We start from the raw sequence: 15,128 nt of genomic DNA, 5'->3' as shown, positions 1-15,128 counted from the left end.
CGTGCCCGCTGTCACGCCGCGTGGGCGGGAGACTTTGCCCAGACCGCCTCGACCAGCGCGCGCAGCTCGTCATGCTCGGCAGCGTTGAGGTCGGTGAGCGGGGTGCGTACCGGCCCCGCATCGCGCCCGACGACGCGCATGCCCGCCTTGACGATCGACACCGCATAGCCGCGCCCGCGGTTGCGCAGCGCGATATAGGGCAGCACGAAGGCCTTGAGCTGGGCCATCACTTCGGCCTGATTGCCGGCGCGGACGGCGCGGTAGAAGTCGAGCGCCCATTCCGGCATGAAGTTGAAGATCGCCGAGGAATAGGTGGTCACGCCCATGGTGAGGTACGGCGTCGCGAAGGTCTCCGCCGTCGGAAGCCCGCCGATATAGGTGAGCCGGTCACCCATCCGCGCGAAGATGCGGGTCATCAGCTCGATGTCCCCCACGCCGTCCTTGAAGCCGACCAGGTTCGGGTTGCGCTCGCAGAGCCGGGCGAGCGTCTCGTCGTTCACCACCGCATTGTCGCGGTTGTAGACGATCACGCCCAGGCCGGTGGAGCGGCACACCGCCTCGATATGCGCGGCCAGGCCTTCCTGGCTCGAACCGACCAGATAGGGCGGCAGCAGCAGCAGGCCATCGGCGCCCACCTTCTCCGCGCCCCGGGCGATATCGGTAGCGATCGCGGTACCATAGCCGCAACCCGAGATGACCGGCAGCTTGCCCGCTGCCTCGGCCACGGCGGCCTGGACGACGGTGACCACTTCCGCCGGGGTGAGCGAGAAGAACTCGCCGGTGCCGCCCGCGGCGAACAGGCCGGTCAGCTCGTGCGAGAGCATCCATGCACAGTGCGCACGATAGGCATCTTCGACGAAACCGCCCTCGGCATCGAAATGGGTGACCGGGAAGGACAGGAGGCCACCGCCAAGGCTGCGCGCCATTTCAACCGGGTTCCAGCTCGTCACGATCTTCTCCTAGTCGCCACCCTCGGTTTCCAAGGGGTCGGGTTCGATCGCTAGCTATTGGGTTGGCGCCACGCCGTCCAAACCAAAGCCGCGATGGATCGATGCACGGCTTAGCTTGATGGGAGAAGGCTGCCGGAATCGGCGCCTGGCCTTTCGCGGTAGGTTTCCTATCATTGCGCAGGCAGCAGATGTGAAACGGGGCCGGAAGCGCTTGCCGCTTCCGACCCCGTTTACGTGCGGGTATCCGCTCAGGCCCGTCCGGAGCCCATCCTGGGGCTCAGAGGCCGTCGACGCTCTTGCTGACCAGGATGTTCACCGCGACACGGCGATTCTGGGCCTTGCCCTCGGCCGTATCGTTGCTCGCCAGCGGGTCGGCCTTGGCCATGCCGGTCGGGGTCAGCATGCGATAGGGCTTCCAGCCGCAGACCTGCTGCAGATAGTTGATCACCTTGGCCGCGCGCTTCTCGCTGAGCTCCTGGTTGAGATCGTCGCTGCCGGTCGAATCGGTATAGCCGACCACCAGCATCAGCGCGTTCTCGGTCTGCTGGGCCTCGCTGGCCGCGGTGCAAAGCTGCGACTTGTCGTCCGGCGAGATGTCCGCACGGCCCACATCGAAGTGCACGTTGGTCGTGCTCTTGACGTTGTACTTGTCGATATCGGCCATGCGGCCGCGCAGGGCCTCGGTCGCCGCGGTCTGCTCGTCGAAGCGCTGCGAGGTGCCGCTCTGGATCATCGTCGCGGTGCGCAGGTCATTCTTCCGCAGGTTGATCTGGCTCGCATAGAGCTCGCCGCCCGGCTGGGCATCGCGCGCCTGCAGCGTCTTGACGGTGACCGGCAGGCCGTTGAGCAGCGAATCCGCCGCAAGCTTCTGGCCACCGCCGAGGAAGCCGCCGCCGGACTTGATCCGCGTGGTATCGGTGATGGCGATGATCGTGGTGCCGTCGGCGGTGGCGACCTTGAACCGGTCACCGTGGCGCGCGGTGATGACACCCTTGATTTCGGGTCCTTCCGTCAGTTCGGACGGGGCGGGACCATTGACGACGATATTCGAATCAGGTGCGCTCTGCTGCTGCTGCGCATAGGCGCTGCCGGAAGCCGAGACGGCCAGCATGGCGACCAGGAAGCTGACCCCTGGCTTTTTGAGAACGACACGCATTGAGCAACCTCCATAAAATTGCCCCCGCCGGCTGTCCCTTGGGTGTTCGGGTCAAGCTGTCCGCCACATGAACAACCCTGGACACAGGGCATGGGGAGCGGCTGGCGCGAGCGCGGCGTGCGACGAACCGAGCGTTTGGTAACCGGGGAGCAGGCGGAAATTCCCGTGCCCATCGGAAGAATCGACCGGGCAACCGCATCCGACTTGTCACAAAGCCGTGGCAGGGGGCGGCCGAGATGACCGCTCCGCCCGACGATCGCAGCCACTGGCTCGCCACGCGCATATTGCCGCACGAGCCGGCATTGCGGCGCTGGCTCCGCGGGTTGAGCGCGCTGGACGACAGCGACGTCGATGACCTGGTACAGGAAACCTATGCGGTGCTCGCCACCCGGGCATCGGTGGTCGATATCCAGGATCCGCGGGCCTATGCCTTCCAGGTCGCGCGCTCGCTGTTCCTGCAGGGCGTGCGCCGGGCCAAGATCGTCTCGATCAACGCGGTCGCCGATCTCACCGAGATAGAAGTGCCCGACGATTCCCCCTCCCCCTTCGATCACGCCGCCGGTCGCGAGGACCTGCGTCAGCTTGCCGCCGCGATCGAGGCGATGCCGCCCCAGACTCGGCGCGCCTTCCAGCTCCGCCGGATCGAGGGACTGTCACAACGCGAAGTCGCCGCCGCGACCCAGCTTTCCGAGAGCACGGTCGAAAAACATATCGGCCGCGGCATCCGGATATTGATGGCGCAATTTGGACGTGGCGGAAAACAGGTCCCCCGTGCATCTACATCCGGGGGAAGGATACCGGACGCGCCGGAACCGACCGAAACCAACCAGAAGAACGCCACGCCGGATGCACGACCGCGAGACAGCCGACACTATCGATGACGCGGCGTCCGAATGGGCGGCGCGGCTCGATCGCGGGCTGAGCGCAGCCGAGCAGCAGACCCTCGAGGCGTGGCTGGCCGGCGACACGCGCCGCGTGGGCGCGCTCGCCCGTGCCCGGGCGCTCTGGCATCACGCCGGCCAGGCCGTGGCACGGGAGCCGGCGCCGCCCGTCATGGCCGAGGAGCGCGCGCCTCTGCTCAGCCGACGGCGGCTGCTCGGCGGCGGCGCCACCGCGCTGGCCGCGGCGCTGGCCGGGGTCCTCGTCGTGCCGCACTTCCTCGGCGACACCGAGACGCTGGAGAGCGGCATCGGGGAAGTCCGCCGGATCACGCTGGAGGATGGGTCCGCGGTCACGCTCGGCCCCGGCACCACGCTTCGACACAGCTATGACGGCACCCGGCGCCTGGTCGAGCTGGTCGCGGGTGATGCCTTTTTCGAGATCGCCCATGATCCGCGCCGGCCTTTCATCGTCCTTGCCGGCTGGCTGACGCTGCGCACGCTGGAAAGCGCCTTCGGGGTGCGTGCGGTCCAGGGCATGCCATTGTCGGTCATCGTCTCGAACGGCCAGGTCGCGATTGGTGCGAAGGCCGGCGGCGCGGTGCGGACGCTCGACGCCAATATGCGCCTGGATGCCCCGGCCGCCGCCGACAGCGCGCGCGTCACCCGGCTGGAGCCGGATGCGCTCCAGCGCGCACTCGCCTGGCGCGAGGGCATGCTGGCGTTCGAAGGCGATACGCTCGCCAGCGTCGCCGCCCAGTTCGATCGCTACGGCACCGCCCGGATCGTCATCGCCGACCCAAGCCTTGCCCGCGAGCCGATCACCGGCACCTTCGCCGCCAATGATCCGCGCGGCTTCGCTCGCGCAATCGCCGCCAGCCTGGATGCCCGGGTGACGATCGACGGCAACGCCATCCGGCTGAGCAGGAAAGCGCCTGCGAAATAATTTCGCGGGGCCGGTGGGGGAAGATCGCCGCTCCGCCATCTACCGGATGACGCCGGCGCTCGCCGGCCCAACGGGGATTATCGATGCAGTCCAGGATGGTGTGTGGCACGGCGATTGCCGTGGTGATAGCGTGCGTCTCGCAGCCGGCCCAGGCGCAGGTGCGCCAGTTCAGCCTGCGCGAGCAGCCCGCGGTGAAGGGAATTCCGGAGTTCAGCCGCCAGGCCGGCATCCAGGTGGTGGCGCCCGCCGGCCGGCTCTCGGGCCGGACGACCAAGGCAGTGAACGGCCGCATGACGATCGAGGCCGCGCTCGACCAGCTGCTGCGCGGCACCGGCCTGCGGGTCGTCGCGCGCACCGGATCGACGATAAGCCTAGGCCCGATCCCCGAAGGCCCGCGCCCCCAGCCCGAGCCGGCCTCGGCCGAGGATGAACCGCAGGAGATCACCGTCACCGGATCGCGCATCGCCCAGCGCGCCCGCGATTCCGCCGCGCCGGTCGCGGTGGTCAGCGAAGAGGACATCCGCCTCTCGGGCACGATCAACATCGAGGACCTGTTCAACGATTCGACTCAGTTCGTGCCGTCGACCAATGGCGGCGCATACGGCAACGTCGTGCCCGGCGGCACCGCAGATGCCAATCTGCGCGGCTTCGGCGCGACGCGGAACCTGGTGCTGGTCAATGGCCGCCGCTTCACCATCTCTGGCCCCGAGCAGGTCACCGACCTCAACACGATCCCCACCGCGCTGGTGAAGCGCGCCGAGATCGTCACCGGCGGCTCCTCGGCTGTCTATGGATCGGATGCGATCACCGGTGTGATCAACTTCATCCTGCGCGACGATTTCAACGGGATCGAGCTGGGCAGCCAGCTCAACCTCGACAGCCCGACCGCCACGCCGACCTACAGCATCGACCTGACCGTCGGTAAGAACTTCGCCGGCGGCCGCGGCAACATCACCGTCTCTGGCAATTATCTCGATCGCGGCGCGGTGACCCGGCGGACGCGCGGCGACTTCGCCCCGCAATGGCTGGTCGATGGCTGCGTGACGCCGGGCAGCTATGACAAGCGCGGCGCCGGCACCCCGATCGCGGTGCCCTCGGGCACGACCTGCCGCGCGGCCGGCGGCGTGCCCGGCCTGATCGCCAGCGGCAGCGGCGACATCCCCAATGGCCGCTTCACCGGCGTGCCGCTGGTCGGCTCCTCGACCTCGAACGCCGCGCTCGATGCGGCACTAGTCGCCGCCGGCCTTGGCGGGCTAGGCTCGCGCGGCTTCACCTTCAACGATGCCGGCACCGCGGCGCGACCCGCGCTCGATCCGCAGGACAATTACAACCTCCAGCCCGACAATTACCTGATCGTCCCGCAGAAGCGCTGGATGGTGAACGCGTTCGGCCATTACGACTTCAGCGACGCGGCGACCGCCTATGGCGAGTTCCACTACAGCCGCAACCAGGTCGACCAGCAGCTCGCCCCGGCGAGCATCAGCGGCACCTTCCTGTTCAACACGAACAACCCCTATCTCACCCCCGCGATGCAGAATGTGCTGCGCCAGCTCGACCTGGCCGAGCGCACCTCGAGCGCGACCAACCGCCCCGGCGACGGGCTGGTGGCGATCACCGCCGCGCGGCGGCTGGTCGAGGTCGGCCAACGGGTCAATCACAGCCGGCGCGACGTGGTGCGCGGCGTGTTCGGCCTGCGTGGCGCGATCGGCAGCGTCTCGCCAGGCTTCCTGAGCGATCTCCGCTACGACGTCTATTACAGCTATGCCGAGACCCGGCAGCGCGACACCCAGGACGGCAATATCTCACGCACCCGCTTCCAGGCCGGCCTGCTCTCGCAGAACGGCGCCGCGCCGCTGCTCAACATCTTCGGCCAGAACCTCTCCCAGGCCGGGGTCGATGCGATCATCGGCGATGCGACCAACCGCAGCGTGGCGAAGCAGCAGGTCGCCTCGGCGACGCTGTCGGGCACGCTATTCACCCTGCCCGCCGGCCCGGCCGGTTTCTCGCTGGGTGCCGAGTGGCGCAAATCGTCGGCGCGCTACGATCCGGACAGCTTCCTCGCCTCGGGCGACGCGGTCGGCTTCCCGGCCAGCCTGCCGACCCGGGGCAGCATCACTGCGCGCGAGCTGTTCGGCGAAGTGAAGCTGCCTCTGCTCCACGATCTGCCACTGATCCAGAAGCTCACCGCCAATGGCGCCTTCCGCTACTCCAACTACGACCTGAAGGGCGTCGGCGGGGTCTGGACCTATCTCGGCGGCATCGAGTGGCGGGTGGACGACAATCTCGCACTGCGCGGCCAGTATCAGCGTGCGGTGCGTGCGCCCAATGTCGGCGAGCTGTTCGGCGGCCTGCGCCAGAGCAGCGAGGCGGCGATCGATCCCTGCTCGAGCCGCCAGCCGACCGCACAGCAGACCGCGGCGGTACGCGACCTGTGCATCGCCACCGGCGTGCCGGCCGGAATGGTGTTCACCGCGCCGGTCCAGCAGAACAACACGGTCACCGCCACCTATGGCGGCAATCCCAATGTCGGCGAGGAGCGCTCCAACACCTATACGCTGGGCGCCACCTTCACGCCGCGCGCGATCCCGCGGCTGGCGCTGACTATCGACTATTTCAACATCACGCTCGACGGGGCGATCGCGCCGCTCGGCGGCGGCCTGAACAACACGCTCAACCTCTGCTACAACATCGTCCAGGACGCCTCGAGCGCGTTCTGCCGCGCGATCAGCCGCAATCCGGCAACCGGCGAGATCGCCGGCCAATATACCGCGCGCATCCTCCAGGCGAACACCGGCTCGCTCAAGACCTCGGGGATCGACTTCGGCGCGCGCTACGCCTTCGATCTGGGCTTCGCGCTGCCGGGCCTGGGCGACGGGCGCAGCACGCTCGAGCTGGGTACCAACTGGACCTGGACGCGCGCCTTCACCTCGGTGCCGGTCGCGGCGCTACCGGCGGTCAGCAACCAGTGCGTCGGCGCGTTCGGCACCACCTGCGGCGAGCCGATCCCCGAGTTTCGCGGGGTGACCCGCATGACCTGGCGGAACGGCCCGCTCGACCTCAGCCTGCGCGGCCGCTTCATCGACGCCGTGACGATCGACACCTATCTGCTGCCCAAGCGCCGCGGCGCGGCCACGCCCGACATGGCGAACCTGGTCAATCCGCGGATCCGCCCGCAGCAATATTTCGACCTGTCCTTCGCCTATCGGCTGGACAATTTCCGGCTGTTCGGCGGGGTGAACAACCTGCTCGATCACAAGCCGCCGATCGTCAACAACCCGCGCGCCAACACCTATCCGACCACCTATGACGCGATGGGAATGGGCTTCTTCCTCGGCACCACGCTGAAGTTCTGATCGCAGATCGGCCGGGCGCTTCCCACGCCCGGCCATTTCCTACCATCCGGAAGCTGCCCGGCGATCCGCCGCCTTCCCTCACTGCGCGCGCTTGAACTCGGCCAGGTCGATGCCGAGCCGGGCGATCTTGTCGTACAGCGTCTTGCGCGGCACCCCCAGCTCGCCGAGCGCCCGCGATACCCGTCCGCCATGGCGCCTGAGCGCGTCGCGGATCAAATTCTCCTCGAACCTGGCGAGCCGGGTCGGCAGGTCCTGGCCGGCCACGCCCTGCATCTCGAGCGACGCCCGGCCCGATGCGACCTCGAAGGCGAAGTTGCGGAGCTCGCGGACATTGCCCGGCCAGGGATAGCCGGCGAGGTGCGCGTGCACCCCCGCATCGAGCCCGACCTCGCCGACCCCGAGCTGCTGCTTGGCTTCCTCGATGAACGCGGCGAACAGCAGGAACACGTCGCCGCCGCATTCGCGCAGCGCCGGCACCCGCAGCCGCATCGTCGCCAGCCGGTAATAGAGATCGGCGCGGAACCGGCCCTCGGCCACCGCCCTGCCGACATCTTCCTTGGCCGTGGCGATGACGCGCAGGTCGACTGCCTCGGGACGCTCCGCCCCGATCGGCTGGACCTCGCGTTCTTCGAGCACGCGCAGCAGCCGTGCCTGCATCGCCAGCGGCATCGAATCGATCTCGTCGAGCAGCAGCGTGCCCCCGCTAGACGAGGCGATGCGCCCCACGCGCGAGAGCCGCGTGTGCGGAACGCTGTCGGCGGCATGGCCGAACAGCTCGATCTCGGCGAGCCCCTCGGACAGCGCCGCGCAGTTGACCGCGACGAAGGGCTTGCCCCGGCGCCGGCTGCTCCGGTGCAGCATCCGCGCGACCAGTTCCTTGCCCGTGCCCGTCTCGCCTTCGAGCAGGATGTCGACATCGGTCTCGCCGAGCTGGCCGATCATCGCCCGCAACCGGACGATCGCCGGGCTCTCGCCGATCAGCGGACTGCCCTCCTGCGCCACCGCCGCGGCAGCCGCGCGCAGGCGGCGGTTCTCCATCACCAGCGCGCGCCGATCGAGCGCGCGGCGAACCGCCATGAGCAGCCGCTCCGCGGCAAAGGGCTTGGGGATGAAGTCGAACGCGCCGTCGTGCAGTGCGGAGACCGCCATCGGCACGTCGCCGTGCCCGGTGACGAGCAGCACGGGAATGTCGCTGTCGATCGCGCGGATCCGGCCGAGCAGCTCGAGCCCGTCCATCCCCGGCATGCGGATGTCGGATACGACCACGCCGGGAAAATCCGGACTCAGCCGGGCCAATGCCGGCGCGGCCCGCTCGAACGGCAACACGTTCAGTCCGGCCAGTTCGAGCGTCTGCACCGTGGCGTGACGGAGCTGCTCGTCATCCTCGACGAACATCACGGTGGCGTTGTCGGGCGCGAGCATCATGCGGCCCTCAGCGAAAGGCGGAAGGCCGCGCCGCCGCCAGGTGCCGCCACATGTGCGATGTCGCCGCCGAACTCGCGGGCGATGTCGCGGGCGATCGCGAGCCCGAGCCCCAGCCCGCCTTCCTTCGCCGAGGTGAACGGCGTGAACAGCGTATCGGCGATCTCCACCGGGACACCGGGCCCGTTGTCGATCACCGAGAGGCGCACCGTATCGCCGTCACGCGTGCCCTCCACGACGATCCGCCCTTCCCTCGCGCCCTGCACTGCGTCGAGCGCGTTCTGGAGCAGGTTGATCAGGATCTGCTCGAGCCGGATCCGGTCCCCCCGCACCGCCACCTGGCGCAGCCCCTTGGGTACCCTCAGCGTCACCACGCCACGCGCCCGCTCGCCGAGCAGCAGCAAGGCGCCGTCGAGCACCGACCCCAGTTCCGCGCGGCCCTCCCCCGGTGTCTTGCGCCGGGCAAAGGCGCGCAACTCCGACGTGATCGTCCCGATCCGCTCGGTCAGCGAGACGATCTGCTTCAGGTTCGCGCTCGCCTTGTCGGGTGCTGCGCGGTCGAGGAAGGTCGCGGCGTTCTCGGCAAAGGTGCGGATCGCCGCCACCGGCTGGTTGATCTCGTGCGCCACGCCGGCGGTGATCTGGCCGAGCGAGCCGAGCCGGCTGGCCTGGGCGAGTTCCTCGCGCGCGGCACGATAGCGGCGATCGGCCTCGATCCGCTCCTCGGATTCGACGATCAGCGCGGCATTGGCCTCGCGCAATTCCGCCGTGCGCCGTTCGACCTCGGCTTCCAGCCGCGCCTGGTGGTGGCGCTGCAGGCGGCGCTTCTCGGCCGAACGCAGCGCCAGGCCGAGCAGCATGCCGGCGGCGAGCAGGATGGCCAGCGCGATCAGCAATGCCTGGGTACGCGCGGCCGCGAGCGGCGGCTCCAGCGGCGCGAGATGGACGAGATGCGCCCCCACCAGTTGGGCGGGCTCGGCCGCCGCGCGATAGCGGTTCGCCTTGCCCCCGGCCTCGACGCGGGCATCGGCACCGCCGATCGTCAACGGTGCACGCTTGGGCGGCTTGGCGCCGAACTGGAGCGTGCGCCGCGCATCGGCCAAGGTCGCTGCGTCCAGAATCTGGGTTGCCTTGAACCGCCAGCCCGGCACCGACGTGACCAGGATCACGCCATGCGCATCGGTGACCACGGTGATCCCCGGCGCCCGCGCCCAGGCCGCCTCGACATCGTCGAACTCGACCTTGACCACCACCACGCCGAGCGCCTGGCCGTCGCGATCGACGCGCCGCGCCAGATACAGGCCGGGCCGCCCGCTGATCGTGCCGAGCGCGAACAGCTCCGAGCCGCCCCGCTCCATCGCGTCGCGGAAATAGGGCCGGAAGCCGTAGAGCTGGCCGACAAAGCTGGTCGGCTGCCGCCAGTTGCTCGCCGCCACGGTCTTCCCGCCACGGTCGATGACATAGATCGCGGCAGCATCGGTGCGCGCGGCGAGCAGCTCGAGCGTGGCGTTCAGCCGGCGCTCGGCGACGGGATCGCCACCGCGCAGCGCCGGCGCGATCTCCGGGTTCTCGCTCAGCACCAGCGGCAGCAGGCGGAACTTCTGCAGCTCGCTGTTGAGCAGGCCGACATGCGCGCGGGCGGTCTGCTGGGCCACCGCATCGGCCGATGCGCGCGCCTGGCCGGTCGCCCAGCGGCTCCCCGTCCAGGCGAGCAGCGCGATCATCGCGGCCACCAGACAGATGAGCAGCATGCGCCGGCGATTGAGAAGGGTGGAGATTCTCATTTGTGCGGTTTTTCGCACATATCGGGGAAATCCGCGCGGAAATTCACACGTTTTTCCGGCACCGCGCTGGAGCCAATCCAAGATGAATTGAAACAACTCAAATACTTATCCCGCAGAATCCGAGGCTCTGGAGAGCCCCAGCGAGAGGGATATGGTGCACGACCAAGGCCCCAGCACAAGAGGCCGCGCGCCAGCCAGGCGCGACAGAGGAGAGTATGATCATCCAGTCGATTCCCGACGGGCAGCCCATCGCTGCGCGCAAGCCCTTTTACAGGCACCTCTATTTCCAGGTGCTGGTGGCGATCGCGCTCGGCGTGACGATCGGCCATTTCTGGCCGGCGACGGGCGAGGCGTTCAAGCCGCTCGGCGAAGGCTTCATCAAGCTGGTGAAGATGGTGATCGCCCCGGTGATCTTCCTCACCGTGGTCAGCGGCATCGCCGGGATGCGCGAACTCGGCTCGGTGGGCCGCGTCGCCGCCAAGGCGTTCGGCTATTTCCTGTTCTTCTCCACCCTCGCGCTGATCCTCGGCCTGATCGTCGCCAACGTTGTCCAGCCGGGCGCGGGCATGAACATCGATCCGCGCACGCTCGATGCCGGCGCGGTCGCCGGTTATGCCCACCAGGCGCACGAGACCACGGTCACCGGCTTCCTGATGGGGATCATCCCCACCACCCTCGCCTCGGCGCTGACCGAAGGCTCGATCCTCCAGACCCTGTTCGTCGCGGTGCTGTTCGGCGTCTCGATGGTGCTGGTCGGCAAGCCCGCCGAGCCGGTGCTCGACCTGGTCGAGCGGCTCGCGCTGATCGTGTTCCGCATCGTCGGCATCCTGATGCGCGTGGCGCCGATCGGCGCGTTCGGCGCGATGGCCTTCACCATCGGCAAGTACGGCGCCTCCAGTCTGATCAACCTGGGCACGCTGGTCGCCACCTTCTACGCCACCTCGCTGTTCTTCGTGCTGGTGATCCTCGGCGTGGTCGCGCGGCTGCACGGCTTCTCGATCCTGCGCCTGCTCGCCTATCTCAAGGCGGAGCTGCTGCTGGTGCTCGGCACCTCCTCCTCGGAAGCCGCGCTGCCCAGCCTGATGGCCAAGCTGGAAGGTGCCGGCTGCGAGAAGGGCGTGGTCGGCCTGGTCGTGCCGACCGGCTATTCGTTCAACCTGGACGGCACCAACATCTACATGACGCTGGCAGCCCTGTTCATCGCCCAGGCATGCGGCGTGCATCTGAGCTGGGGCGAGCAGATCCTGCTCGTCCTGGTCTCGATGCTCAGCTCGAAGGGTGCGGCAGGCGTGACCGGAGCCGGCTTCATCACGCTGGCGGCGACGCTGTCGATCGTGCCGAGCGTGCCGGTGGCGGGCATGACTCTGATCCTCGGCGTTGACCGCTTCATGAGCGAGTGCCGCAGCCTCACCAATTTCGTCGGAAACGCAGTGGCGGCGATCGTCGTCGCACGCTGGGAGAACAAGCTCGATCGCGAAGCACTCGATGCGGCGCTCTCGGGTCGCAACTATTCAAAACCAGAAGACCTAGAACAAATGGAACAGGGAGAGAGGGCATGAACAGGAGCTACAGGCAGATCGCCTTGGCCGCAGGCAGCGCGCTGGGCGTGCTGATGATCGCGCAGGCGCACGCGCAGGAGGCACAAACCGCCCCGCAGGAAGCGCCGGCCGCACCGGAAGCCACCGAGAAAACCGACGAGATCGTCGTGGTCGGCACCCAGATCCGCGGCGCCAGCACCACCGCCGCCCTGCCCGTCTCGGTGATCGACGCCAACCAGATCGACGCGACCGGCGCGCTTTCGGGCGACGAGCTGTTCCGCTCGATCCCGCAGGCCGGCGACGTGACCTTCAACGAATCGAACAATCCGCAGACCAGCAATGCGGCACGCGGCGACGTCAACTCGATCAACCTGCGCAACCTCGGCGTCGGCAACACGCTGGTGCTGCTCAACGGCCGCCGTCTGGTCAACCACCCGACCAGCCAGGCCGGCGACGGCAATGTGCCGGTGCTCGGCTACAACGCCAATTCGCTGCCGGTCGCCGGCATCCAGCGGCTCGAGATCCTGCGCGACGGCGCCGCCGCCATCTATGGCTCGGACGCGGTGGCCGGCGTGGTCAACACCGTCACCAAGACCGATATCGACGGCGGCTCGCTCGACTTCCGCTATGGCGGGGCCGAGGGCACGCATCGCCGCGAGTTCCAGGTGACCGGTACCGTCGGCAGCAACTTCGCCGGCGGCCGCGGCAACATCTCGCTGTACATGGACTATACCCATCGCACCGCGCAGCTGGCCGAGGACCAGCCCTATACGGCGACGGACAATCTCCTGTCCTATTTCGCCAACGATCCCGCCTTCGGCAGCACGCTTACGCCCGATGGCCGCGCGACTCAGTCGCCCTGGGCGAACCTAACTGTGGTCGGCGGACCCGGCACGATCCGCCGCAGCCCGGGCAACCAGGCGCTGACGTCCTCGGCCGGCGCCTTCCACACCCAGTCCAGCGCCAATCCGGGCTGCCTTGTCGCGATCAACGCCGATACCTGCCTGGGCAGCGGTACCCGCGCCACTGCCTCGACGCTGCGCAGCGAGCGGTTCGACACGCGTCCCGGCACCACGGTGACGCCGAGCATCGACCGCTACAACAGCTTCGCCAGCGCGCATTACGACATCTCGGACAGCCTTACCGTCTATGGCGAGGCGGGCTTCTATTATGCCGAGACCACCCGCATCCAGCCGCCGACGATCAACCTCAACGCGATCGTCGTCCCCGCCTCCAATTACTGGAACCCGTTCGGCCGCGCGGTCTTCGCCAATGGCCAGGCGAACCCGAACCGCATCCCGGGCCTGACCAACGTGCCCGCCGCCGGCCTGGCGGTGCGCCTGTCGACCTATCGCTTCGTCGATGCGGGCATGCAGACGGTGAACGTCACCAACTGGCAGTCGCGCTTCCTGGGCGGTCTAAAGGGCCAGATCGGCAGCTTCGATTTCGACAGCGCGTTCCTCTACTCGGCAGCGCAGGCGACCGACGTCTCCAACGCCATCAACATGACCAAGCTGCAGCAGAATCTCGCGCTGTCGACGCCCGATGCGTACAATCCGTTCAGCGGCGGCTGCTCGGCGACGCCCAGCCTGGGCGACTGCTCACCGGCATCGGCCACCACGATCGACTCCTTCCAGTTCGACCTGAAGCGTCGTTCGAAGACCACCCTCGCGCTTGCCGACTTCAAGGTATCCAATAGCCGACTGCTCGCCCTGCCCGGCGGCAATCTCGGCGTCGCCTTCGGTGTCGAGGCACGCCGCGAGACCCAGCGCGACGATCGCGATCCCAACCTGAACGGCGAGATCGGCTTCGTCGACATGGTGACCGGCGAGACCAATCTCTCCAACGTCGCCGCCGTCAGCCCGACGCCGAGCAGCAAGGGTGCCCGCACGGTATTCTCGGCCTTTGCCGAACTCGCCGTGCCGGTGGTCTCGCCCGAGATGCGCGTGCCGCTGATCCATCGCCTCGATGTCCAGCTGGCCGGCCGCTACGAGCATTACAGCGACTTCGGATCGGTGGCGAAGCCCAAGGTCGCCGCGGCCTGGGACCTGGTCGACGGTTTCCGGCTTCGCGGTTCCTGGTCGCAGGGCTTCCGCGCGCCGAACCTCGAGCAGACCAATACCGTCGCCTATTCGCGCCTCGGCTCGAACAACGACTATTATCGCTGCGCGGTCGACCTGGTGAAGGGCACCATTCCGAACCAGGGCAGCTGCGGCCGGAGCAGCAGCTACTCGATCTTCGTCAGCGGCAATCCGAACCTGAAGCCCGAGACCAGCACCAACTGGTCGGTGGGCACGGTGATCCAGCCCAAGTTCATTCCCGAAAGCGCCGGGCGCCTGACCCTCACCGCCGATTTCTGGTCGATCCAGCAGACCGGCATCGTCGGCCAGTTCGGTCCGCAGAACGCGCTGGTGCTCGACTATCTGCTGCGCATGCAGGGCTCGAGCAATCCGAACGTGGTCCGCGCCGCAGCCAATGCCGACGACGTGACCTTCTTCAACGGCAGCGGCCTCGCCCCGGCCGGCGCGGTTACCCGGATCAACGACCAGTTCGTCAACCTGCTGCCCCAGACGGTGCAGGGCATCGACCTGGCGCTGCTCTACAATGTCCGCACCGGCCTTGGTAAGTTCGACTTCGCCCTGAACGGCGCGCGGCTGACCAAGTTCTCGCGCGACACGCCGCCGGCAGTGCAGGAACTGTTCGACGCGCGCGCGGCGGGCGACATCGACGTCGCCACCCCGCTCACCGATGCGAGCAACCTGATCCAGCAGCGCGGCAAGCCCAAGTGGCGCGTCACCGGATCGCTGACCTGGTCGAAGAGCGGCTGGCAGATCGGCGCGTTCAGCAACTATATCAGCTCGGTCTACGACACGAACTTCCTCGATGCGAACGGCAACCCGTACAAGCTCGACGGGCAGACCACCTACAATCTCTACGTCCAGTATCGGTTCAAGGGCGGCATCCTCGACGATACCCGCGTCCGCCTCGGCGCACGCAACATCTTCGACAAGCAGCCCCCGATCACGGCGGACGGCTATCTGGGCTCGCTCTACAGCCCCTATGGCCGCTATCTCTACATGACGATCGGCAAGAGGTTCTGA

Annotated in this window: 9 protein-coding genes; 5 read left to right on the top strand and 4 right to left on the bottom strand. The window is 68.0% G+C overall.

Features of this window, described 5'->3' with window-relative positions; translation table 11 throughout:
* Nucleotides 1–11 precede the first annotated feature (11 nt).
* Together kdgD and GGR46_RS24355 are read right to left on the bottom strand one after the other, a co-directional pair.
* The gene (gene kdgD / locus GGR46_RS24360; protein WP_221263018.1) at nt 12–926 is read right to left on the bottom strand and encodes a 5-dehydro-4-deoxyglucarate dehydratase; all 915 of its coding nucleotides are present in this window, start codon (nt 924–926) and stop codon (nt 12–14) included.
* Nucleotides 927–1,227: 301 nt separating this feature from the next.
* On the bottom strand, nt 1,228–2,106 hold the full coding sequence (locus GGR46_RS24355; RefSeq protein WP_184000698.1) for an OmpA family protein: 879 nt from the start codon (nt 2,104–2,106) through the stop codon (nt 1,228–1,230).
* A gap of 236 nt (nt 2,107–2,342) precedes the next feature.
* Between GGR46_RS24355 and GGR46_RS24350 the strand changes: the two genes are divergently transcribed.
* The 3 genes from GGR46_RS24350 (at nt 2,343) to GGR46_RS24340 (ending at nt 7,283) form a co-directional block, all read left to right on the top strand.
* Nucleotides 2,343–2,987 (top strand): RNA polymerase sigma factor, encoded by a 645-nt coding sequence (locus GGR46_RS24350; protein ID WP_184000697.1) that lies wholly within the window; start codon nt 2,343–2,345, stop codon nt 2,985–2,987.
* A complete protein-coding gene (locus tag GGR46_RS24345) occupies nt 2,953–3,930 on the top strand; it encodes a FecR family protein (RefSeq protein ID WP_184000696.1) in 978 nt (325 codons plus the stop codon). Before GGR46_RS24350 ends, GGR46_RS24345 begins: the two co-directional genes overlap by 35 nt.
* Nucleotides 3,931–4,013: 83 nt before the next feature.
* On the top strand, nt 4,014–7,283 hold the full coding sequence (locus GGR46_RS24340; RefSeq protein WP_221263012.1) for a TonB-dependent receptor: 3,270 nt from the start codon (nt 4,014–4,016) through the stop codon (nt 7,281–7,283).
* Between the two features lie 78 nt (nt 7,284–7,361).
* Here GGR46_RS24340 and GGR46_RS24335 read toward each other — a convergent pair whose 3' ends face one another.
* A complete protein-coding gene (locus GGR46_RS24335) occupies nt 7,362–8,708 on the bottom strand; it encodes a sigma-54-dependent transcriptional regulator (RefSeq protein ID WP_221263011.1) in 1,347 nt (448 codons plus the stop codon).
* Nucleotides 8,705–10,456: a sensor histidine kinase gene (locus GGR46_RS24330; RefSeq protein ID WP_246426363.1), complete on the bottom strand. Its 1,752-nt coding sequence runs from the start codon at nt 10,454–10,456 to the stop codon at nt 8,705–8,707. The genes GGR46_RS24335 and GGR46_RS24330 overlap by 4 nt, the downstream gene beginning before the upstream one ends.
* A 248-nt stretch (nt 10,457–10,704) precedes the next feature.
* On the opposite strand from GGR46_RS24330, the gene GGR46_RS24325 reads away from it, so the two are divergent.
* A complete protein-coding gene (locus GGR46_RS24325; protein WP_184000694.1) occupies nt 10,705–12,048 on the top strand; it encodes a dicarboxylate/amino acid:cation symporter in 1,344 nt (447 codons plus the stop codon).
* The gene (locus GGR46_RS24320; RefSeq protein ID WP_184000693.1) at nt 12,045–15,128 is read left to right on the top strand and encodes a TonB-dependent receptor domain-containing protein; all 3,084 of its coding nucleotides are present in this window, start codon (nt 12,045–12,047) and stop codon (nt 15,126–15,128) included. Before GGR46_RS24325 ends, GGR46_RS24320 begins: the two co-directional genes overlap by 4 nt.

It is taken from the genome of Sphingomonas kyeonggiensis, assembly GCF_014196745.1.
GTDB lineage: Bacteria > Pseudomonadota > Alphaproteobacteria > Sphingomonadales > Sphingomonadaceae > Sphingomonas > Sphingomonas kyeonggiensis.
Note: the sequence above shows the minus strand (reverse complement) of the source record. Positions and strands in the feature narration are given on the sequence as shown.